23 protein-coding genes and 1 pseudogene are annotated in these 21,770 nt (G+C 38.9%); 20 read left to right on the forward strand and 4 right to left on the reverse strand.

The genetic code is table 11. The features are described from left to right. Window positions 1-196: 196 nt before the first annotated feature. The 3 genes and pseudogenes from FN924_RS08025 to FN924_RS08035 all read left to right on the forward strand — a co-directional run bounded on the left by FN924_RS08025 (window position 197) and on the right by FN924_RS08035 (window position 1,633). Window positions 197-520: a MurR/RpiR family transcriptional regulator gene (locus FN924_RS08025; RefSeq protein WP_158633971.1), complete on the forward strand. Its 324-nt coding sequence runs from the start codon at window positions 197-199 to the stop codon at window positions 518-520. Then, a pseudogene (locus FN924_RS08030) lies at window positions 484-924 on the forward strand (family 1 glycosylhydrolase); the annotation flags it as partial. The gene FN924_RS08025 and the pseudogene FN924_RS08030, both read left to right, overlap by 37 nt. A 94-nt stretch (window positions 925-1,018) precedes the next feature. Next, complete coding sequence (locus tag FN924_RS08035; protein WP_143893387.1) at window positions 1,019-1,633, forward strand: HAD-IA family hydrolase; 615 nt, start codon at window positions 1,019-1,021, stop codon at window positions 1,631-1,633. Between the two features lie 40 nt (window positions 1,634-1,673). On the opposite strand, the gene FN924_RS08040 is transcribed toward FN924_RS08035, so the two are convergent. The 3 genes from FN924_RS08040 to FN924_RS08050 form a co-directional block, all read right to left on the reverse strand. Next, entirely contained in the window at window positions 1,674-2,129 is a 456-nt protein-coding gene (locus tag FN924_RS08040) for a hypothetical protein (RefSeq protein ID WP_143893389.1), read from the reverse strand. A 14-nt stretch (window positions 2,130-2,143) separates the two neighbouring features. Continuing rightward, window positions 2,144-2,587 carry a DUF2243 domain-containing protein gene (locus FN924_RS08045; protein ID WP_143893391.1) on the reverse strand — a complete coding sequence of 148 codons (444 nt, stop codon included), beginning with the start codon at window positions 2,585-2,587 and terminating at the stop codon, window positions 2,144-2,146. A gap of 106 nt (window positions 2,588-2,693) precedes the next feature. Next, window positions 2,694-4,418 carry an Rqc2 family fibronectin-binding protein gene (locus FN924_RS08050; protein ID WP_143893393.1) on the reverse strand — a complete coding sequence of 575 codons (1,725 nt, stop codon included), beginning with the start codon at window positions 4,416-4,418 and terminating at the stop codon, window positions 2,694-2,696. A 196-nt stretch (window positions 4,419-4,614) separates the two neighbouring features. Between FN924_RS08050 and FN924_RS08055 the strand changes: the two genes are divergently transcribed. From FN924_RS08055 to spoVM, 14 genes are all read left to right on the forward strand, one after another. Continuing rightward, a complete protein-coding gene (locus FN924_RS08055) occupies window positions 4,615-5,493 on the forward strand; it encodes a YicC/YloC family endoribonuclease (RefSeq protein WP_143893395.1) in 879 nt (292 codons plus the stop codon). 143 nt (window positions 5,494-5,636) lie between these two features. Beyond that, a complete protein-coding gene (gene remA / locus FN924_RS08060; RefSeq protein ID WP_093210849.1) occupies window positions 5,637-5,897 on the forward strand; it encodes an extracellular matrix/biofilm regulator RemA in 261 nt (86 codons plus the stop codon). A gap of 16 nt (window positions 5,898-5,913) precedes the next feature. Next, window positions 5,914-6,534: a guanylate kinase gene (gene gmk / locus FN924_RS08065; protein WP_143893397.1), complete on the forward strand. Its 621-nt coding sequence runs from the start codon at window positions 5,914-5,916 to the stop codon at window positions 6,532-6,534. After that, window positions 6,531-6,734: a DNA-directed RNA polymerase subunit omega gene (gene rpoZ, locus FN924_RS08070; RefSeq protein ID WP_143893398.1), complete on the forward strand. Its 204-nt coding sequence runs from the start codon at window positions 6,531-6,533 to the stop codon at window positions 6,732-6,734. Before gmk ends, rpoZ begins: the two co-directional genes overlap by 4 nt. A 145-nt stretch (window positions 6,735-6,879) precedes the next feature. Then, a complete protein-coding gene (gene coaBC / locus FN924_RS08075) occupies window positions 6,880-8,094 on the forward strand; it encodes a bifunctional phosphopantothenoylcysteine decarboxylase/phosphopantothenate--cysteine ligase CoaBC (protein WP_143893400.1) in 1,215 nt (404 codons plus the stop codon). Next, window positions 8,091-10,499: a primosomal protein N' gene (priA, locus tag FN924_RS08080; protein WP_143893402.1), complete on the forward strand. Its 2,409-nt coding sequence runs from the start codon at window positions 8,091-8,093 to the stop codon at window positions 10,497-10,499. The genes coaBC and priA overlap by 4 nt, the downstream gene beginning before the upstream one ends. A gap of 12 nt (window positions 10,500-10,511) precedes the next feature. Then, entirely contained in the window at window positions 10,512-11,450 is a 939-nt protein-coding gene (gene fmt / locus FN924_RS08085; RefSeq protein WP_143893404.1) for a methionyl-tRNA formyltransferase, read from the forward strand. Between the two features lies 1 nt (window position 11,451). Continuing rightward, entirely contained in the window at window positions 11,452-12,804 is a 1,353-nt protein-coding gene (gene rsmB, locus FN924_RS08090; protein ID WP_143893407.1) for a 16S rRNA (cytosine(967)-C(5))-methyltransferase RsmB, read from the forward strand. A gap of 71 nt (window positions 12,805-12,875) precedes the next feature. After that, the gene (locus tag FN924_RS08095; protein ID WP_143893409.1) at window positions 12,876-13,631 is read left to right on the forward strand and encodes a Stp1/IreP family PP2C-type Ser/Thr phosphatase; all 756 of its coding nucleotides are present in this window, start codon (window positions 12,876-12,878) and stop codon (window positions 13,629-13,631) included. Beyond that, window positions 13,631-15,631, forward strand: a complete 2,001-nt coding sequence (gene pknB, locus FN924_RS08100; protein ID WP_143893411.1) for a Stk1 family PASTA domain-containing Ser/Thr kinase — start codon at window positions 13,631-13,633, stop codon at window positions 15,629-15,631. Before FN924_RS08095 ends, pknB begins: the two co-directional genes overlap by 1 nt. 4 nt (window positions 15,632-15,635) lie before the next feature. Continuing rightward, window positions 15,636-16,517 (forward strand): ribosome small subunit-dependent GTPase A, encoded by an 882-nt coding sequence (gene rsgA, locus FN924_RS08105; protein WP_143893413.1) that lies wholly within the window; start codon window positions 15,636-15,638, stop codon window positions 16,515-16,517. A gap of 2 nt (window positions 16,518-16,519) precedes the next feature. After that, the gene (rpe, locus tag FN924_RS08110; RefSeq protein ID WP_143893415.1) at window positions 16,520-17,167 is read left to right on the forward strand and encodes a ribulose-phosphate 3-epimerase; all 648 of its coding nucleotides are present in this window, start codon (window positions 16,520-16,522) and stop codon (window positions 17,165-17,167) included. A 49-nt stretch (window positions 17,168-17,216) separates the two neighbouring features. Continuing rightward, window positions 17,217-17,870, forward strand: a complete 654-nt coding sequence (locus FN924_RS08115) for a thiamine diphosphokinase (protein WP_143893417.1) — start codon at window positions 17,217-17,219, stop codon at window positions 17,868-17,870. 120 nt (window positions 17,871-17,990) lie between these two features. Next, window positions 17,991-18,071 carry a stage V sporulation protein SpoVM gene (spoVM, locus tag FN924_RS08120; RefSeq protein ID WP_093210825.1) on the forward strand — a complete coding sequence of 27 codons (81 nt, stop codon included), beginning with the start codon at window positions 17,991-17,993 and terminating at the stop codon, window positions 18,069-18,071. A gap of 242 nt (window positions 18,072-18,313) precedes the next feature. Here the strand turns inward: spoVM and rpmB are convergent, their stop codons facing one another. After that, window positions 18,314-18,502, reverse strand: coding sequence for a 50S ribosomal protein L28 (rpmB, locus tag FN924_RS08125; RefSeq protein ID WP_143893419.1), 189 nt, complete (start codon window positions 18,500-18,502; stop codon window positions 18,314-18,316). A gap of 330 nt (window positions 18,503-18,832) precedes the next feature. On the opposite strand from rpmB, the gene FN924_RS08130 reads away from it, so the two are divergent. The 3 genes from FN924_RS08130 (at window position 18,833) to sdaAB (ending at window position 21,761) form a co-directional block, all read left to right on the forward strand. After that, window positions 18,833-19,192 carry an Asp23/Gls24 family envelope stress response protein gene (locus tag FN924_RS08130; protein ID WP_143893421.1) on the forward strand — a complete coding sequence of 120 codons (360 nt, stop codon included), beginning with the start codon at window positions 18,833-18,835 and terminating at the stop codon, window positions 19,190-19,192. Between the two features lie 74 nt (window positions 19,193-19,266). Next, complete coding sequence (locus FN924_RS08135) at window positions 19,267-20,931, forward strand: DAK2 domain-containing protein (RefSeq protein WP_194709705.1); 1,665 nt, start codon at window positions 19,267-19,269, stop codon at window positions 20,929-20,931. A 167-nt stretch (window positions 20,932-21,098) separates the two neighbouring features. Next, window positions 21,099-21,761: an L-serine ammonia-lyase, iron-sulfur-dependent subunit beta gene (gene sdaAB / locus FN924_RS08140; RefSeq protein ID WP_143893425.1), complete on the forward strand. Its 663-nt coding sequence runs from the start codon at window positions 21,099-21,101 to the stop codon at window positions 21,759-21,761. Window positions 21,762-21,770 lie beyond the last annotated feature (9 nt).

Raw genomic sequence — 21,770 nt, forward strand, 5'->3', positions numbered from 1 at the left:
ATCCTATTCGTAACCTTGACATCGACCTCCCTAATCCATGTCTCGTACTAGACTAGATACTCTGCGTTTTTTGTTTGTTTTCCGAAATAATACTCGAATTGTGCGCTTTCCCGGGCAATATGTGGAATTGAATAAAATAGTTACCGATTATAGAAAACGATTTAACCTATGGTAAAATTCACTTGAGGTGGAAAACGTGGAGCAATTGACTGATACACTATTAGCATACATAAATAATTCATTGGAAAAAGATATCAATTATTCAATCGCAACTAGCTTGCTAGAGCATACTCATAAAATCGAAGGATATTCATTAGAAATGGCAGCGGAAGCTTGTAATGTAGCCCCTTCCACCATTAATCGCTTCTGTAAAAGAATCGGTTTTAAACATTTTACTAATATGAGAAATAGTGTAGCCATGGAGTCTGGCGCTTCTCCCTTTGAAAGGTTGCAAGCGATAATCCAGATAAACAAAAAGAGCAGGGGAACTTCGTTACTGGTGTCAAAAACCCTTATTTAGAAGCGCCTGACTGGGGTTGGCAAATCGATCCAAAAGGCCTACGTGTGACCTTGAAGAACATGTGTGATCGTTACTAAGTACCTCTATTTATCGTGGAGAATGGATTAGGTGCTCATGATAAGGTAGATGAAGATGGCTATATTCAGGATGATTACCGGATTGATTACTTGCGAGCACACATCGAACAAATGGGAGAAGCTATTAACGAAGGAGTAGACCTCATTGGTTTTACGAGCTGGGGGTGTATTGACTTAATCTCTGCCGGTACTTCGGAAATGTCAAAGCGTTATGGGTTCATATACGTCGATCAAGATGACTATCGCAATGGATCTTTGAAAAGAACGAAGAAGAAATCGTTTGATTGGTATAAACAAGTCATAGCTACGAATGGCAGTGGATTATAACACAAAGCGTTAATCCACCTTGGATTAACGCTTTCTTGTTAGAAGTGATAATATAGGATAAGGGGTTTAAAAGATTAAAAATGGGGGATAAACCATGTACAAGCATATTATATGGGATTTCGATGGAACTCTTTTCGATACCTATCCAGTGATGGCGAAAACATTTAAGGAATTATTAGAGGAGCGAGGGATTGACGAGCCCATAGTGGACATTGTGAAACAGATGAAGGTGTCTATGTCATCTGCAATAAACTATTATGAAAAAAAGTATCAGATTGATGAGGATTTCGTAAACACGTATAAGTCTCAAAGAAAAGGTGTGGAACTAGAATTATCTAAACCGTTTGAGGGAATCGAAGAGATATGTAAATATATACATACAACAAATAGAAGGAATTATTTGTACACACATCGAGGTGAATCATCGATTGAATTACTGAAAATGTATGGATTATATGACTATTTTTCTGATTTTATAACGTCACAAAATGACTTTGAAAGAAAACCGAGTCCAGAAGCAATCCGTTATCTCATGCAGAAGTTTAAAATGGATGAAGCGGAAGCACTAATGATTGGAGATAGAGATTTGGATTTGCTGGCAGGGAAGAATGCTGGTATCAGTGCTTGTTATTTTACGACAGACAACGAAGAGAATGAGATAGCGGATTATATAATTCATGAGTTTGGGCAGTTGAGATCTGTTATTTAATGAGAGAGTGGTGATTTTCAATGATCGCCACTCTTTCTTTCTATGAACCAACCTTCACAACTAAGCTGTCTTCAATCCTTTTCCCGCCATACATTAAAAATTCATGAGTATTAGAGTTAAGCGTTACTTTAATGGTATGCTTTCCCTGTCTCAGTACCCCTAAATTGTAATAGCTTCCGTAAAGTCGGTTTATTTTTTCGCCATTTATGAACAAATGAGCGTGCCCTTCATTATAACTTCGAGTGTACGAGCCTACCTTTCTGGGAGCGAAAGTAAAGTTATCAGTCTGAACTTCTAGAAGCCATGTTTTGGATTGGTCTTGTGTAACCTTAATCTGTAAAGAAGGAATATCCAATCCTTTCGGTATTTCGACGTTTCCATGCTCTTTATTAATTGAGTGAGCAGAAAAGTGATGTTTCTCACTTTGGCTTGTAAAATAAAAAAAGAATAGAACAAAAGGTAGGAAAAATATTAAAAAGCTTCTTATTTTTTTCAATTTCATATCACTCCTTATGCATGTCGTTCCATTCGTTTAATTAATATGCCAATTCCTACAAGTAAAAGACCTATGGCTAAGAAAGCAAGGTCATAGACCAATGGGTTTTCTGCTAATGGCTTCACACGATGCACCTTTAATAGGTGATGATCAATAATGCCTTCCACTAGATTGAAGGAACCGCCACCAACAAATATTCCTCCCAAAAAAATCTTCCAGCTGTGGCCGAGTTCATTCTTTCTCGCATCCTGTAAGATTTTAACGGCTCCCCAAATGAGCAATGCTGAAAATAAAGCAGTGAACAATCCATCTGTGACAATCTCTAGTTTTATATTTGGATTAAGTACCATATGGTGCCATTGCAACAATTGATGAAAAACGATTCCATCAATGGCACCTAACAACCCTAATCCTAAAATGAATCCACTAATAAATAAATTCTTGTTTTCTTTTTTCAACGTACACACCCCTATCTAATAGTACCTCCATTTATTTCCAAGTCAGGAGCTTTCTATAACAAAGGGCAAAAAAAGAAGCAGTCCGTAATTATAGACTGCTTCCTGGTTAACGACTTAAATGATGGTTTTGACGGAGTGCTTTTACAATAGATTCCTGTGGTGTTACGAAAAGTGTTTTTTGATTATCATAGGTAACGAATCCAGGCTTTGCCCCGTTTGGTTTTTTAACGTGCCTGATACGTGTATAGTCAACAGGAACCGAAGAAGAATGCTTGGACTTACTAAAGCTTGCTGCTAGATGGGCTGCTTCCAATAAGGTTTCCTCACTCGGGTTAGCATCTCGTATAACGACGTGAGAGCCAGGTATATCCTTTGTGTGTAACCAAATGTCATCTCGAGCGGCTAGTCGATTTGTTAAATATTCGTTTTGTTTATTGTTTTTACCGACTAAGATTTGTGTACCGTCTGAAGATCGGAACATTTCTGGCTCTGGCTTTGTCGACTTATTTGATTTCTTTTTATGATGACTTTTCGTTTTTAAATATCCTTGTTCTCGGAGCTCTTCACGAATTTCGTCGATGTCTTGCTCGCGAGCGCCTTCAATTTGCTGCAATAAGTCTTCTAAATATTGATTCTCTTCCTTTGCTTTCTCAATTTCTTGTACAACCATTTGCTTCGATTTTTTTAATTTTTGATAGGTGCGAAAATAAGTTTGTGCGTTTTCGCTTGGTGTTTTGTTTGGGTTCAGTTCAATTTCAATTTCTTGTTGCTCTGGGTCGTAATAATCCACAACCTTTGCTGATTTGGCACCTGCTTTCATCGTGTGCATATTGGCAGTTAACAGTTCCCCGAATCGCTGAAACTCATCTGCTTTTTCCGCTTTTTTTAATGTTTGATGATGCTTCTTAATCTTACGTTCGTTCTTATCTAATTCGTTTTTTAAGAAACGGTATAGATCGCCGGCTTGTTGTTTAACGCGATCTCGTTCTGCTTTCCCTGAATAATAATAATCGAGCATCTCACTGATCGAAGGAAATGTATTTTTCTGGTCCGTTAAATGAGATAGATTCAGAACATGAAAGACCTCTTTTTGTTCTTGATAAATCGTAGGTGAATAGGCGCGATTTTGAACAATTGTTTGTAGCTCTTCAAATGCCTGTTGATAAGCATCTTTAGAGCTGAGATGAGCCTTATATACAATTTCTTTTGCGACGAGAGGGGAAATTCCCATAAATTGTTGAACTATCTGTTGATCCAATTTCCCTGCGTTAAAATCAAGCGCCTTAACAAATGTTTCAGGTTCTATCGAAAAAGGATTTCGCTTTCCTTGATCAGGTGGAAGTATATAGATTTGACCAGGCATAATGGTGCGAACACGGTTCACAGTTGGTGGAATATGCTTAATGCTGTCTAGTATGTGACCTTTATCCTTATCAATCAAAAGAATGTTACTATGCTTTCCCATCACTTCAATAATCAGTATTTTGTTCGTTTCATCTCCAATTTCATTCTTCCCTTTAAAATGAAACTCTACAATTCGTTCGTTTTCATATTGGGATACGTTTTCCACGAAGTGACCAAGTAAATGCTTACGAAGAAGCATACAAAACATTGGGGGTTCTTTTGGATTTTGGTACGTATCCTTTGTTAAATGAAACCGAGCGTAGCTCGGATGAGCAGATAATAATAATTGATGATTTTGACCTTGGCTTCTTATAACAAAGATTAATTCTGTTTCTGTTGGTTGGTATATTTTCATCACTCTACCAGTGTTTAGTTGATCATTTAATTCTTGCGCAATTGCACGTGTTACAATTCCATCAAATGCCATGACAGTTCACCTCGTTTCGTCATTATAGCATGTTTTAAGCGAATATGAATACATCTCTGGTCTGATAAAGAAATCAATCCTTGATGCTATAATTATAGGAATTCAATATGTTATTTGTTATGATAGTATAGAGAATGTCCATGACTAGGATGTTCTAGTCATGGTATAAGGAGTATAGAAAATGGGTGTGGTGTAGATGGTACAAAGTATGACGGGATATGGTCGTGATGAACAACAGGTTCATGATACGAGGGTTTCCGTTGAGGTTCGGAGTGTCAATCATCGTTTCCTAGACATATCCAATAAGATGCCTAAATCATTTTTAGTTGTAGAGGATAAGGTTAAAAAAATCGTCCAATCCTATTTCCAACGTGGAAGAATAGATTTATTCATTTCAATAGAAGGAATGGGGTTTATAGAACGCAACTTACAGGTGGACTGGAATTTGTTGAATCAATACATAGAGAAATCGAAGGAATTAAAAGATAAATACGGACTCCAAGGCGACATCTCCGTGGACCGTTTAACGTCATTAGAAGGTGCATTTGAAATTGTTGAAAAAGAACAAAGTCAAGATGTACTATTCGACGTAGTGTTAAGATCGGTATCCAATGCATGTGAACAAGTGAAGAATATGCGTGAGATAGAAGGGCAAGAATTAATAGAGGATATGAAAACTAGAGTCCTCTTTATTCAGGAAACGGTTAAGAAGTTAACGGAAAGAAGACATGTTGTCATCGAGGAGCATCGTAGTCGTATTCAAAAACGGTTGCAAGAATTTATTACAGAAGATATAGCGGACGATTCTCGTATCGTCCAAGAAGTCGCCTTACTTGCTGAAAAAGGAGATATTACCGAAGAGCTAACGAGACTTAGTAGCCATTGCGTTCAATTTTTTGATACGTTAGAACAAGAGAGTGCAATTGGGAGGAAACTAGATTTTATCCTCCAAGAAATGCATAGGGAAATCAACACGATTGGTTCCAAGTCAACGGATGTTCAGATTAGCCATTGGATAGTGTTATTAAAGAGTGAAGTAGAAAAAATAAAAGAACAAGTGCAAAATATAGAATAAATCATTGAGTTTTTGTCTCTCATTTCCTTATACTATAAGAAGATGTTTGTAGAAAAAGATTCTCGACAAGTATGAATCTTTGAAACGGAAGAGATTTATCTATAGAATAGAAGCATTAGGCAATTAGCCAAGGGGGAGTAACTATGAGCTTACGGTTAATCAATATTGGATTTGGAAACGTAGTATCTGCAAATCGTATTATATCCATTGTATCACCTGAATCAGCTCCCATTAAACGAATCATTACGGTAGCTAGAGATAATAATAAACTGGTAGATGCTACATATGGCCGACGTACTCGTGCGGTCATTATTACAGACAGTGATCACGTTGTATTATCTGCGGTGCAACCAGAAACTGTCGGGCAGCGTGTCATTAGCCATGACGAGATTTCTGATGAATAGGTAGGAGGAAGAATCATTGATTGAAAAGAAAGGAATATTGTTCGTTTTATCTGGCCCATCCGGTGTAGGAAAAGGAACAGTGAGAAAAGCGCTTTTTGAGAAATCTACAGATTTAAAATATTCGACTTCCATGACTACCCGAAATAGCCGAGAAGGTGAAGTAGATGGGGTGGACTACTTCTTTAAGTCAAAAGAAGAGTTCGAATCCATGATTGAACAAAATCAGTTATTGGAATACGCCGAATATGTAGGGAACTATTACGGAACACCACGAGAGTATGTGGAGAAAACGTTACAAGAAGGAAAAGATGTATTTCTGGAAATTGAAGTACAAGGAGCCCTTCAAGTAAAGAAAAATTTTCCACAAGGTGTATTCATCTTTCTCTTCCCGCCTAGTTTAGAAGAGTTGAAAAACCGAATTATCAATAGAGGAACGGAAACGGAAGATTTAGTCCGGAATCGATTGCTCGCAGCAAAAGCAGAAATAGAAATGATGGATGCGTATGATTACGTAGTCGTTAATGATAAAATCGAATTAGCAGTAGATAAAATACAAGCAATCGTTCAAAGTGAACACTGTAAACGGGAACGAGTTGCACAAGAATATAAAAAAGCTTTGGAGGCTGATTTTTCATGATGCTAGAACCATCTATTGATGCTTTACAAGAAAAGATTAATTCTAAATATACGTTGGTAACACTTTCTGCACGTCGTGCTCGTCAAATGCAGGAAACAAAACAAGTTCTTATAGAAAATCCTAAGTCTCACAAATATGTAGGGTTAGCATTAGAAGAGATACAAGCGGATAAGCTTTATTATGAAGCAGCTGAAGAATAAGATGGAAGAAGAGCTCTCACTTTCCTAAAGGTGGGGGCTTCTTCTTTGAACGTGTCTGTTCAAGCAAGGAAGATCATTCGACTTATGCTTTCGATAAAACTATGATATAACTAGATTATTAAAGCTTACGGAAAGGGGGAGTATCATGTTGAATGGTACTAATATTTTGCTAGGAGTCTCCGGTGGAATTGCAGCTTATAAGGCGTGTGCTTTAACAAGTAAATTAACCCAGCAGGGGGCAAACGTGAAAGTCATCATGACAGATAATGCAACACAATTTGTTTCTCCCCTTACGTTTCAAGCGCTGTCTCGTAATCCAGTGTTTACAGATACGTTTGATGAAAAGGACCCAGCAAAAATTGCGCATATTGACTTAGCGGATTGGGCGGATCTTGTGTTATTGGCACCAGCAACGGCCAATATAATTGCAAAAATCGCCAACGGTATTTCAGACGATATGTTATCTACAACCTTGTTAGCAACTACTGCCCCAATATATATTGCACCAGCTATGAATGTACATATGTATGCCCATCCTGCTGTAGTGGAAAATATGAAAAGACTAGAGGGTTGGGGTTATAAATTTATTGAACCAGGAAATGGTTATTTAGCTTGTGGGTATGTCGGAAAAGGAAGATTAGAGGAACCAGAAACCATTGTGGAAGTAATAGACCGTGATTTTTCTAAAGTCTCTAAGAATACTTTTTTTACGGGCAAAAAAATCCTCATTACAGGTGGTCCAACTCGTGAGGCTGTCGATCCGGTTCGTTTTTTTACCAATCATTCCTCTGGTAAGATGGGGTTTGCATTGGCGGAGGAAGCGGCGAAAAAGGGAGCGGACGTGACCCTAATATCAGGGCCGGTGAACTTGGATACACCAGAGCATGTGCGTAGAATTCATGTAGATTCAGCAAATGACATGTATGAAGCGGTTATGGAGCACTATGCGAATCAGGATATCGTCATAAAAGCAGCTGCCGTAGCAGATTATCGTCCAAAAACGGTTCACCAGCAGAAGGTGAAGAAAAGTGATGGGCTACTAACGATTGAAATGGAAAGAACGAAAGACATCCTACACGAGCTTGGTGCTACTAAACGTCATCAATTTTTAGTAGGGTTTGCAGCCGAGACCAATGATGTGATGGAATATGGAAGAAAAAAATTAAAGAAAAAAAACTTAGATGCCATCGTGATAAATGATGTGACCGAACAGGGGGCTGGATTTGGTAGTGATACGAATGCTGTTACATATCTAAACAAACTCGGAGAGGAAATGCAGCTTTCCATGTCAACCAAGTCGGATATTGCTCGGCAAATCCTACAGTTTATTGAATCTGATATGAAGGATGGACGATTGTGACAATAGCAAAAGTAGTGGTAGATGTTCCAGCAAGCCAAACCGATCGCATCTTTGATTATCATATTCCGGAACGATTTGAAGCGGCCATTCAAGAAGGGATGCGAGTAACTGTACCATTCGGACCGAGGAAAATTATGGGGTACGTTCTAGAAATCACTGATCATACCGAACTTGAAAAAGTACGAGATATTGAAAATGTGTTGGATGTGACCCCCGTGTTAACGAGCGAATTAATTAACTTAGGTAAATGGATGTCTAACCATACCCTTAGTTTTTATATTTCGTCGTTCCAAGTGATGCTTCCCCAAGTGCTGAAAGCAAAGTATAAAAAGGAGTTGCATCGATTAACGGAAGAAGAGCTACCAGATGAAATAAACCGGTTATTTGATGGAAGAGATTACATAGACTTTGAGGAAGTAGAAAAAAGTTCGATTAAGCTCAATCGAATTCAACGATTCATCCAAGAAGGCTTATTAGAAGTCGATTATCAGGTAGACTCGAAAGAAACGAAGAAATTCGAGACAGTGATTGCTCGTAAAGGGTCTCTTACCAATTTGGAGGAGGCAATGATTGATTTACCGAAGCAAGCAACAAAGCAATGGGAAATTTTAAAATATTTTTCCGCAAATGAAATCGAGGAAGTAAATCAAAAAACGTTATTGTCCATACTGAAAACAACAAGGGCTAGTCTAAAACCATTGTTGGATAAAGGAATATTACAAGAATATAAAAAGGAAACCTATCGAAATCCGTATCAAAGAGATTATCCGAAAACAACTGCTCTCCCGCTCACGGACCAACAACAAGAAGCAAAAGATGCTATTCAAGCTCAATTAGCGAAGCAGGAGCACGAGGTGTTTTTATTACACGGTGTAACGGGAAGTGGGAAAACAGAGGTATACTTGCAAGCAATTCAAGAAGTCATTGATCGAGGGGAAGAAGCTATCGTTCTTGTTCCGGAGATTTCGTTAACCCCACAAATGGTAGAACGGTTTAAAGGAAGATTCGGGTCATACGTAGCGGTTTTACACAGTGCTTTGTCTGCTGGTGAAAAATATGATGAATGGCGTAAGATTCAACGGAAAGAGGTTAAAGTAGCAGTTGGAGCAAGATCCGCTATTTTTGCCCCCTTCGAAAACCTGGGCATCATTATTATTGATGAAGAACATGAATCTAGTTATAAACAAGATGACCATCCGCGTTATCATGCACGAGATGTTGCCATTTATCGAGCCAAGCACCACCATTGTCCAGTTGTGCTTGGAAGTGCTACCCCAACATTAGAATCGTTTGCCCGTGCGAAAAAAGGCGTGTATCAGCTACTTTCCTTGCCAGATCGGATGAATAAAGCTGCGATGCCTGAGGTTCAAGTTATCGATATGCGGGAAGAGTTACATGCTGGAAATCGTTCCATGTTTTCACAGCAACTGGTTCAAGCAATGGAGGAAAGACTTCGTAAAAAACAACAAATAGTGCTGTTTCTAAATCGAAGGGGTTACTCTACGTTTGTCATGTGTAGAGATTGTGGCCATGTTATGGAATGTCCACATTGTGACATTGCGTTAACTTACCATCGCACCCAGAATAAATTGAAGTGTCATTACTGCTCCTATGAAGAGAGTATGCCTTCTGTTTGTCCGGAATGTAGTAGCGATACGATTCGTTATTTTGGAACGGGAACACAAAAGGTAGAAGAAGCTCTTACTAAATTGTTGCCTGAAGCACGAGTCATCCGAATGGATGTGGATACGACTAGAAGAAAAGGGGCACATGAAAAGCTCTTAACTCAGTTTGGGAATCATGAGGCCGATATTTTATTAGGGACACAAATGATTGCGAAAGGACTAGATTTTGCGAACGTAACATTAGTCGGTGTTCTTGCTGCAGATACGATGCTCCATCTACCAGATTTTAGAGCTGCGGAAAAAACCTTTCAACTTTTGACACAGGTCAGTGGTCGAGCAGGAAGACATTCATTGCCAGGGGAAGTTATTGTACAATCTTATACACCAGAGCATTACAGTATTCAGCTAGCAAGCACCTATGAATATGAAGCGTTTTTCCAGCAAGAAATGCAAGTGAGGAAAACCTTTCATTATCCCCCATACTTTTATTTAACGTTAATTACGGTCTCTCATCCGAATCAAATAAAAGCCATGGAGGTAACAAAACATATTGTCCAAGGGTTATCCCAATCATTATCAGAACAATCTACTATTTTGGGTCCAACCCCATCTCCTATTGCGAGAATCAAAAATAGATATCGCTACCAATGCGTGATAAAATACAAAAATGAGCCTAAGCAACGGGAAATATTGAAACGGATATTGCACTATTATGAATCAGATATACAAAAAAATGACTTACTAATTAGTATTGATTTACAACCGAGTCAGCTTATGTAGAAAGGAGTCCATATGAAACGTGTTGTATTTATGGGAACACCAGATTTCGCTGTTCCAGTTCTTCGTCAATTAGAAAAAGAAGAGGTCGAGGTGGTACTTGTCGTCACCCAGCCAGATCGACCGAAAGGGAGAAAGAAAGTATTAACCCCGCCACCTGTAAAAGTAGCTGCAGAGGAATTGGGAATTCCTGTATTTCAGCCAGAAAAAATAAAAGACGAGTATGATGAAGTGTTAGCATATAACCCAGATTTAATTGTTACGGCAGCCTTTGGACAAATTTTACCGAAACCATTATTAGATGCACCAAAGCTTGGGTGTATAAATGTTCATGCATCCTTATTGCCAGAGCTACGGGGTGGAGCACCGATTCATTATGCCATTTTGCAGGGAAAAAAAGAGACTGGAATCACCATTATGTATATGGTGGAAAAGTTAGATGCGGGGGACATTCTTACGCAAGAAAGTCTTCCAATTGAACATACAGACCATGTTGGTACGTTACACGACAAACTTTCCGTACTTGGTGCAAAGCTCCTTCATGATACACTACCTGGACTGTTTGAAGGGAAGCTATTACCAAGAAAACAAGATGAGAATCGAGTCACATTCGCTTCGAATATTAAGCGAGAGCAGGAGAAGCTGGATTGGACGAAACCAAATTCTGAAGTGTATAACCATATTCGTGGTCTACATCCATGGCCAGTTTCGTTTACTTTCTTAGAAGGAAATGTAATCAAGGTGTGGTGGGGAGAAGAAATTTCCCAAACCTATGACGACGAGCCTGGTACGGTTGTTGAAATCTTAGACGATGGGTTTGTCGTTGTATGTGGAGACCGAAAAGGGATAAAAATAACAGAACTACAGCCTTCTGGTAAGAAGCGGATGAGTGCTGCCGATTTCCTTCGAGGGGTTGGAAATCAACTAAAAGTTGGGGATAGGTTAGGAGAATAAAATGGCACAACAAAAATTACGTGAAGCTGCGCTAGATTTAGTTGTTCGAATCGGAGAACATGGTGGCTATAGCCATTTGCTCATCGATCAAGCAATAAAAAAGAATCAATTTGATAGAAGAGATGAAGCATTGCTCACCGAAATGGTCTATGGCACGATTCAAAGAAAATTAACGCTTGACTACTATCTTTCCCACTTTATAGATGAGAAGAAAAAGCTACAGCCTTGGGTTAAATGGCTTTTATTATTGTCCATGTACCAAATGATCTACTTAGACAAAGTTCCTGACCATGCCATTTTAAACGAGGCCGTTGATATTTCGAAGAAGCGGGGCCACAAAGGAATCTCTTCGTTAGTAAATGCGGTTCTTCGTAATATTCAAAGAAAAGGTCTTTCTGATATCGAAACCATTGAAGAGCCGGCTAGGAAATTAAGTGTACTTACAAGCCATCCAGAGTGGCTCGTTCAAAGGTGGCTGTCGTTTTATGGGGAAGAAATAACAGAAAAGATGTGCCAAGCTAATTTAACGCACAAACCGATGAATGTAAGAATTCAACCATTAAAAATTACGCGTGAAGAAGCTATGGATTCCTTGAAACTAGAAGGGTTGGAAGTGGAAGCTTCTCTGTTTTCATCTCAAGGAATTATTGTACGATCTGGAAATGTCCTTCGAACGAAGCTATTTCAAGAAAATCTTTTGTCGGTTCAAGATCAAAGCTCCATGCTTGTTGGGGAAATGCTAGAAGTCGAACCGACTATGATGGTATTGGATGCTTGTAGTGCACCTGGAGGAAAAACGACCCATATTGCGGAGAAAATGCAAAATAATGGAGCTATTCATGCGTACGATTTACATGCAAAGAAAGCCAAGCTTGTCACGACCCGTGCCGCCGAACTAGAATTATCAATTATTCAGGCTAAACAGGCAGATTCGCGAAATTTACAGGATTTTCATGAGAACGAAAGCTTTGATCGTATATTGCTAGATGCTCCATGCTCCGGTCTAGGAGTGTTAAGAGGAAAACCTGATATTAAGTATCACAAGCGAGAAGAGGATGTTCATACACTAGCAACCATCCAATTTGAATTGTTGGAAAGTGTGTCCCCATTATTAAAGAAAGATGGTAAACTATTATATAGCACGTGTACGGTAGATAAAGAGGAGAATGAACAAAACATCGAACGGTTCTTACAACAACATCCAGAATTTGAAATGGACTCTACCTTCACCTCGCAATTACCAAAGGAGTTGCAGGAATCTGCTGCTGGATTATCAGCGTATGGGCTTCAACTATTTCCTTATGAATATGATACAGATGGGTTCTTTTTAACAAGGCTCATACGAACGAAATAAGCAAAAGGAAGTATGAATGTGGGCATAGGTGGTAATTGTGTTAAAGAAGTGCTAAGAGGAGAATGATAGAAATGAACGGTATTTTTTCTACGGATAAAGGGCAAGTGCGAAACCATAATGAGGATTCAGGTGGATTATTTTATAATAAGTCCAATCAATTGCTAGCAGTTATAGCAGATGGGATGGGTGGTCATAAAGCTGGAGATGTTGCCAGTCAAATGGCAACCCAGGGACTGCGTGATAAGTGGGAACAACATGCTGCTATTCCTTCACCTGATGAAGCAGAAACATGGCTTCGAACGTCCATAACGGACATAAATGAAAAGGTGTACCTCTATTCACAAGAAAATGAAGAATGTAAAGGGATGGGGACCACGATTGTTGCGGCCATTTGCACGGATGAATTTGTGACAGTTGCTCATATCGGGGACAGCCGTTGCTATTTAGCTAATAAGCAAGGCTTTAAACAAATAACGGAAGACCATTCTTTAGTAAATGAACTTGTTCGTTCAGGTCAAATAACCAAAGATGATGCTGAACATCATCCCCGAAAAAATGTTTTATTAAAAGCGCTTGGTACGGAGCAAACTGTAGGAATGGATGTTCAATCCATTGGCTGGGATAAGAATAATAAGCTTTTGCTATGTTCAGACGGTCTTTCCAATAAAATTGAAGAGAACGAATTACAAGTTTTTTTAGAAGAGGAAGTTTCCCTTCAAGAAATGGCCGAGAAACTAGTGAACCTAGCAAATGAGCGAGGCGGCGAAGATAATATTTCATTAGTATTAGTAGCGTATGACGGCACTGCGGAAGAAGGTGACGCCTAGTGCTAACTGGTAGGACACTGAACGATCGTTACAAGATCCAAGAAGCAATTGGCGGAGGTGGAATGGCCAACGTTTACCTGGCGCGAGACCTCATTCTGGATCGGGATGTAGCGATTAAAGTACTTCGATTAGAATATGCCAATGACGATGAGTTTATTGCTCGTTTTCATAGAGAAGCTCAAGCAGCCACAAGTCTTTCGCATCCGAATATCGTAAACATATATGATGTGGGTGAAGAAGACGGGATTTACTTCATGGCAATGGAATATGTTGATGGAATGACCCTTAAGAAGTATATTCAAACCTACGGTCCTGTTGATGTGGAAGAATCTATTGATATTATGAAACAATTGACATCCGCAATGGCTCATGCCCACGCAAATGATATTGTTCACCGAGATATAAAGCCACAAAATATCCTAATTGATCAATACGGTCAAGTGAAGGTTACGGATTTTGGAATTGCGGTCGCTTTGTCGGCTACATCATTAACACAAACCAATTCCGTACTAGGCTCGGTCCACTATTTATCGCCAGAGCAAGCAAGAGGTGGAATGGCAACGAAGAAGTCTGATGTGTATTCATTAGGAATTGTGTTTTTCGAACTATTAACCGGTCGACTCCCGTTTTCTGGACAAACAGCTGTATCTATTGCGTTGAAGCACCTACAAACAGAGACTCCTTCTATTAGAAGATGGCTACCTGAGGTTCCACAAAGTGTGGAAAATATCGTATTGAAATCTACATCTAAGGATCCATTCCTTCGGTACGAAAATGTTTATGATATGGAAATGGATTTAGAAACGGCATTAGAGCCTGACCGGATTCATGAACCGAAATTTTCACCCCCTATCGATTCAGGGGAGGAGACAAAAGCTATACCAATTATCCGAGATAACAATTTTCGAAATAAATCAAAACAAGATACACTCATTCACGATACAAAAAATCATACCTTACATAGCAATGGAGCAGAAGAGAAACCAAAAAACACCCGAAAGAAAAAACGGAAAAAAGTAATTATTTGGATATCTTCCATCCTTGTTGTTCTGTTAGGTGCGTTTATTGCTGCTCTATTTATCCTACCGACTTTATTTCAGCCTGAAGATGTAAAAATTCCTGACGTTGCTGGAAAGAAATATGAAGAAGCACAAGATCAGTTGAAGCAACTGAATCTAGAAGTTTCCGAAGAAGAAATGTATTCGGATGAAGTGCCAGAGGGATATGTTGTAAAAACCGATCCTAAAGCAGGGATGCAAGTAAAAGAAGGTTCAAACATTACTGTTTTTACTAGTCAGGGACAAGAAAAAGTAGAATTTGAAGATTATGTTGGCAGGGATTCGAGCCAAGTGGAAAACTTACTTACACAGCTAGGCTATAAAGAAGTTATTCTTTATGAAAAGTTTTCAGATGAACCTGAAGGACAAATAATAACACAGATTCAACCGCAACCGGGAACAGAAGTTGTACCAGAAGATACTAATGTCATTTTTGAAGTAAGTAAAGGACCAGAATTAGTAACATTACAAAGTCTAAAAGGCATGTCTGAAGCAGAGGCTACATCCTATTTATCCAATCAAGGTTTATCTGTAGATGTTTCAGAGGAAAATCATGACTCGGTTTCGAAGGGAAATGTTATTAGTCAAAGTCCTAGTGCTGGAGAAGAGGTAGAAAAGGGCTCTGTTGTGGAAATCGTCATTTCCAAGGGACCAAAAGAGCTTCCACCAATAAACCATACGGTAAGTGTGACGGTTCCTTATACAGGAGACAAGGGGAATGACAAAGATAATGGTAAAAAAGAAAAGCAAACAGTAAATATCTATGTTGGGGATATGAATAATGACATAACGCAACTGTATAACCAACGGACCATTACAAAGAATGAAACGATTGAGATTAAGTTAACTATACCGCCAAACGGTTCTGCACAATATAAGGTAATGCGGGAAGATGAAGTGGTTGTGGATAAGACTGTATCCTATAAAGACGTGAAAGGGTGAGTAAATGGCAGAAGGTAGAATTATAAAAGCGTTAAGTGGCTTTTATTACGTACAATCCAATAATCGAATATTCCAATGTCGGGGCAGAGGTGTTTTCCGTAAAAATAAGGTAACCCCTTTAGTTGGAGATATGGTGGATTTCGATGAGAGTAATCCAGGTGAGGGATATATTCAAAATGTTCATCCGCGAAAAAATGAGCTTATTCGTCCTCCAATTGCGAATATCGATCAAGCGGTTATTGTTACTTCTGCCTCTCAGCCCGACTTTAGTACGCTACTTTTAGACCGGTTTTTAGTATTAATTGAATCCAAGCATATTCAGCCTATCATTTTTGTTTCTAAAATGGATTTAGTTTCAGATGAGGAAAAATCTAAAATTCTCCAATGTAAAGAAGAATATGAAAAGATAGGTTATACGTTCAAGCTCATGACAACGAAGGAACCAGAGTTAATGAGGGAAATTGTCCCGTACTTTAAGGATAAAATTACCGTTATTGCTGGTCAATCAGGTGTGGGGAAATCATCCATGTTAAACACGATTAACCCGTTGTTTAATTTAGAAACAAAAGAAATCTCTGAGAGTCTTGGCCGAGGTAAACATACGACAAGACATGTGGAATTATTAGAAGTGAGTGGTGGACTTGTAGCAGATACTCCTGGTTTTAGTTCACTAGAGTTTAATGAATTAGAATTAGAGGACCTTCCTAGTTGTTTTCCTGAGATGCAAGAGAGAAGCGATGCCTGTAAGTTCAGAGGCTGCATACATAACAAAGAACCAAAATGCGCAGTGAAACAGGCAGTAGAGGCTGGGGATATTCCTACTTATCGCTACGAGCACTACCTATCATTTATTGACGAAATCCAATCGAGAAAGCCGAGGTATTAATCATGGTGAAAATTGCACCTTCCATTTTGTCCGCCGATTTTTCTATCTTAAAAGAGGAGATTCAAGATGTAGAAAAAGGTGGAGCTGATTATATCCATGTGGATGCAATGGATGGACACTTTGTTCCTAACCTAACTATTGGTCCGCTTATCGTGGATGCGATACGACCAACTACGAAGCTACCACTGGATGTCCATCTTATGATTCAAAATCCTGACCCGTATATTCCAGACTTTGCAAAGGCTGGAGCAGATATTATTTCCGTACACCAAGAGGCGTGTCCACACTTACATCGAACGATTCACCTAATTAAGGATCAAGGTGTAAAAGCCGGAGTAGTCATTAATCCTGGTACTTCAGTTGATGCAATTAAGCCGATTCTTTCAGATGTGGATTTAGTTTTATTAATGACTGTCAATCCGGGATTTGGTGGCCAGTCCTTTATCTCTAGTGTTTTGCCTAAGATGAAAGAAGTCGCTCAATTAAGAGAACTGCTGGATGTGCATTACGAAATAGAAGTGGATGGTGGAGTGAATGCGACGACTGCTAAGCTTTGTATGGAAGCTGGTGCAGACGTTTTAGTTGCAGGTAGTGCAATATTTGGACAGACAGACAGACAGCAAGCCATTCAGTCAATTCGTAGTAAGTAAAAGAAAAGGTTGCCATTTGGCAACCTTCTTTCAGTTTGGAGGGGATTTTATGGAACCAGTAATTGGAATCGTGGCAGGTGGTCCAAGGAGCCACCTACCTTCTTTAAAACAATATGATTCAACTGTTACTATTTGGATTGGTGTCGATAGAGGAGCGTTATATTTATTGGAGGAAGGAATCCATCCACAGATCGCAATTGGAGATTTTGATTCGGTATCAGATGAAGAACGGAATAGGATAATGTCACACGTATCTGATTATCTTGCATATCCTATAGAAAAGGATGAAACTGACTTAGAGTTAGCTGTAGAGAAAGCCGTCTCCCTTCAACCAGGTGCTATTTTGTTCTTCGGGGTTACGGGAGGGAGATTGGATCATAGTTTAGCAAATGTTCAATTGCTTATGACATTATGGAAACGTAATATTTTTTCTAAAATGATTGATATTGGGAATATCCTAGAAATCCAAGGACCTGGTACTCATGTGATAATGAAAGATGAACATCATCCTAATATTTCATTTATTCCGTTTACCGAACAAGTTGTAGGCATAACTTTGGAAGGTTTCTACTATAAATTAACTAATAGAACTATTACTTGGGGATCTACGTTGTGTATTTCAAACAAGCTTATTTCAGAAAAAGGTACTTTTTCTTTTAAGGAAGGCATACTAATAGTAATAAAGAGTAGAGATGTCCTTTAAATCAGTGGATTACATTGCGTAGAACTTATATGACTCATATTTTAAATTTCTTACCAGCTACCATTTAAGTATGGCAGTTTCATTTATTGCGATTTGTAGAAGAGGAGGGGGAACAATACTATGAAATTTTATACCTTTAAACTCCCGAGGTTCATTGGTGGCTTTGTGCGTGCAATCATTGGAACATTCAAAAAAGACTAATGGACAGAGTAGGGATGTAGCAAAATGGACGGAAGACTCTTTAGTAGGCTTATAAGTCTTCTTGGCTTTAGCGATTCTCTTCTTTACCTGTCAGGAAGGTCGAAATATGCAGCTACATCTGAAACGAACTTAGCCTCCAAGCAATTGTGTGGTACATGGACATACAAAAAAGACACCCGGTAAAAGGGTGTCTTTTTTGCAAAAGATATATTTCTTTTCTCATGTCTAGTTGTTAACACAAATTAAACGCGTTCTACTTTGCCTGATTTAAGAGCACGAGCAGATACATAAACACGCTTAGGTTTTCCGTCAACCATAATGCGTACTTTTTGAACGTTAGCTTTCCAGTTACGTTTGTTAGCGTTCATGGCATGAGAACGGCTGTTACCTGAAGTAGTTTTACGGCCTGTTACAACACATTTGCGTCCCATGTTTATCCCTCCTAATGACCATGTATAACTTTACATACTATAACAATTTACCATAAGGGTAACATAATTGCAATGATTCCTTTCAAGAAATCTTACTTGACAGAAACACAGAATTCGTCCATTGTATAAAGGGGTTATTTGTCCAACTAAGTAAATTTTTACATGAACAGAGGGTTATTTGAATAAATATGATTATTGTCTGAAGTCCATGTTCAAGATAGGTAACAAGCAGACTTGACCTTCTACATAATTGGTGGAACTGCTTTCAGTTTTGTTCTTGTTATAGTAAAATATCACTAACTTAAGGATAAGGTGAAGGAGGATTCATTTATGTCCATAGAATTGAACACGAATGATGGTCAGATTACAATTACGAACGAGGTTATTTCCACAATAGCTGGTGGTGCCGCGATTGAATGCTACGGTATTATAGGTATGGCAACTAAAAACCAGCTTAGAGACGGAATAGCAGAGATTCTCCGTAAAGAAAATTTCTCGAAGGGTGTCGTTGTTCGTCAAGATGAGGATCGACTTCACATTGATATGTATATTATCGTAAGCTACGGTACGAAAATATCAGAAGTAGCTCATAATGTTCAGTCTCAAGTGAAATATACACTGGATAAAACTCTCGGTCTTTCTATAAGCTCTGTGAATATTTTTATTCAAGGAGTCCGGGTTGTTCAATAGAAGGCATAACAATGACTAGCCAATGGAAAGCTGAAGATAAGGATAGACGGTTGTAGATGAAGGAGGAAGTTGTAGTGACGTTAAGAACGTTAGATGGAACTACTTTTGCACAAATGGTACTCTCTGGAGCCCACCATTTAACGAACAACGCCCAAATGATTGATTCATTAAACGTTTTCCCGGTTCCCGACGGAGATACAGGGACGAATATGAATCTTTCTATGACATCTGGAGCAAATGAGGTACGTGAAAATACATCCAATCATGCTGGAGAGGTTGCCCAATTTCTTGCTAAAGGATTGTTAATGGGTGCTAGAGGAAATTCCGGTGTTATTTTATCCCAATTATTCCGAGGATTTTCTAAGGGAGTAGAAGGAAAAAAAGAATTAACTGTGGCTGATTTTGCTGAAGGTCTTAATGAAGGTGTGGCAACTGCGTATAAGGCGGTTATGAAGCCTGTAGAAGGAACGATTTTGACGGTAGCGAAGGACGCAGCCAAAAAGGCGACAGAAATAAAAGATCAAACTGAGGACCTAATAGAATTTTTAAACCTTGTCATTACAGAGGCAAAAGCTTCCTTAAGAAGAACTCCAGACCTCTTGCCTGTCCTAAAGGAAGTTGGAGTTGTGGATAGTGGAGGCCAAGGGTTAGTGACCATATATGAAGGCTTCTATGCGTCTCTAACTGGAGAAGAGTTGCCGGAATCTGCATCTAGTGTAGATTTGAATGATATGGTAAATGCAGAACACCATAAATTAGCTCAAGACTTTATGGATACTGCGGATATTGAGTTTGGCTATTGTACCGAATTTATGGTGAAGTTTGAGGACGATAAACTTAAAGATAATCCGTTCGATGAACAAGCATTTCGAAATGAGCTAGGAGAGCGTGGAGATTCCTTGTTGGTTGTCTCAGATGATGAAATTGTGAAAGTTCACGTTCATGCGGAATATCCAGGAGAAGTTCTTACAATAGGTCAACGTTATGGAAGTTTAATCAATCTCAAAATTGAAAATATGAGAGAGCAGCACACTTCGATCGTTGGAGATAAGAAAAAAACTGAAAAACAAAAGAAGGAAAAAGCAGAATTCGGGATTGTCACCGTAGCAATGGGAGACGGTTTAAAAGAGTTATTAGAGAGCTTAGGAGCATCTGTTGTCATCCAAGGTGGACAAACCATGAATCCGAGTACGAAGGATATTACAGAAGCTGTTCAAAAAGCGAATGCTAAAAATGTCCTTATCCTTCCTAACAACAAAAATATTATCATGGCTGCAGAGCAAGCAGCTGAGTTAGCGAATGATAACGTCGCGGTTGTCCCTACGAAGACAATCCCTCAAGGGATGTCTGCATTACTTGCCTTTCATCCAGATGCCTCCTTGGAGGAAAACAGAGGAAGTATGGAGGAAGCAAGTCAGCAAGTAAAAACTGGTCAGGTAACCTATGCAGTACGAGATACACAAATCGACGGTATGTCTATTGAAAAAGGTAACTTTATGGGGCTTGCCGAAGGTAAAATTGTTGCGACTAACAAAGATAAATTTGAAACTACGAAAGAGTTACTTACTTCGTTGATTGATGAAGACGATGAAATCATTACCATTCTTCAAGGAGAAGAAGCAAGTGATGAAGAAATCGATCAAATCGTAGCGTTTCTAGAAGAAAAGTATGAAGACATTGAGGTAGAAGTTCAGACTGGAAACCAACCCATTTACTCTTTTATCTTTGCAATTGAATAATACATAATAAACCCCTTCTATTTATAAGGATAGAAGGGGTTTATTATGTGAAATGAAAAAATAAAAAACGAATATTCAGAAAAAAACAAACTTACTCTAATGGCTTTAGTTCTTTTAGGTGAGCAGTTATACTTAAAGTAAGCGGAAACAAGAAGGGGGAGGTTGCGGTGAAATATAAATCCGTATTTGATATTATAGGTCCGGTCATGATTGGGCCGTCCAGCTCTCACACCGCAGGTGCAGCACGAATTGGAAGAGCAGCAAGAAATCTTTTTGGTAAAGAGCCGGAATGGGCAGATATTTATTTTTATGGGTCTTTTGCAAAGACGTATAGAGGACATGGCACAGATGTTGCAACAGTTGGTGGATTACTTGATTTTGATACTGATGATATCCGTATGAGAGATTCAATAGATATTGTCGAGTCCAGAGGAATGAAAATTCGTTTCTTTGAAGACGAAGCATCAACCGAACATCCTAATACGGCTCGAATAAAACTAGGCAGTGGAGAAGAAGTATTTGAGCTTGTTGGGATATCGATAGGTGGTGGAAAAGTGGAAATTACAGAGCTGAATGGCTTTGATTTACATCTTTCAGGGAATCACCCAGCAATCCTAGTCATGCATAATGATCGTTTTGGAGCTATTGCTTCGGTTGCTAATATATTGGCAAAATATGAAATTAATATTGGGAGAATGGAAGTTTCCAGAAAAGATGTTGGGAAAGAAGCCCTAATGACCATAGAGGTTGATCAAAACGTAGAAGATAACATCTTAGAAGAATTAAAGGCAGCCGACCACATTTTACAGGTTTCTAAAATTGTGGATTAATTGGAAAGG

Source organism: Radiobacillus deserti (genome assembly GCF_007301515.1).
Lineage (GTDB): Bacteria > Bacillota > Bacilli > Bacillales > Amphibacillaceae > Radiobacillus > Radiobacillus deserti.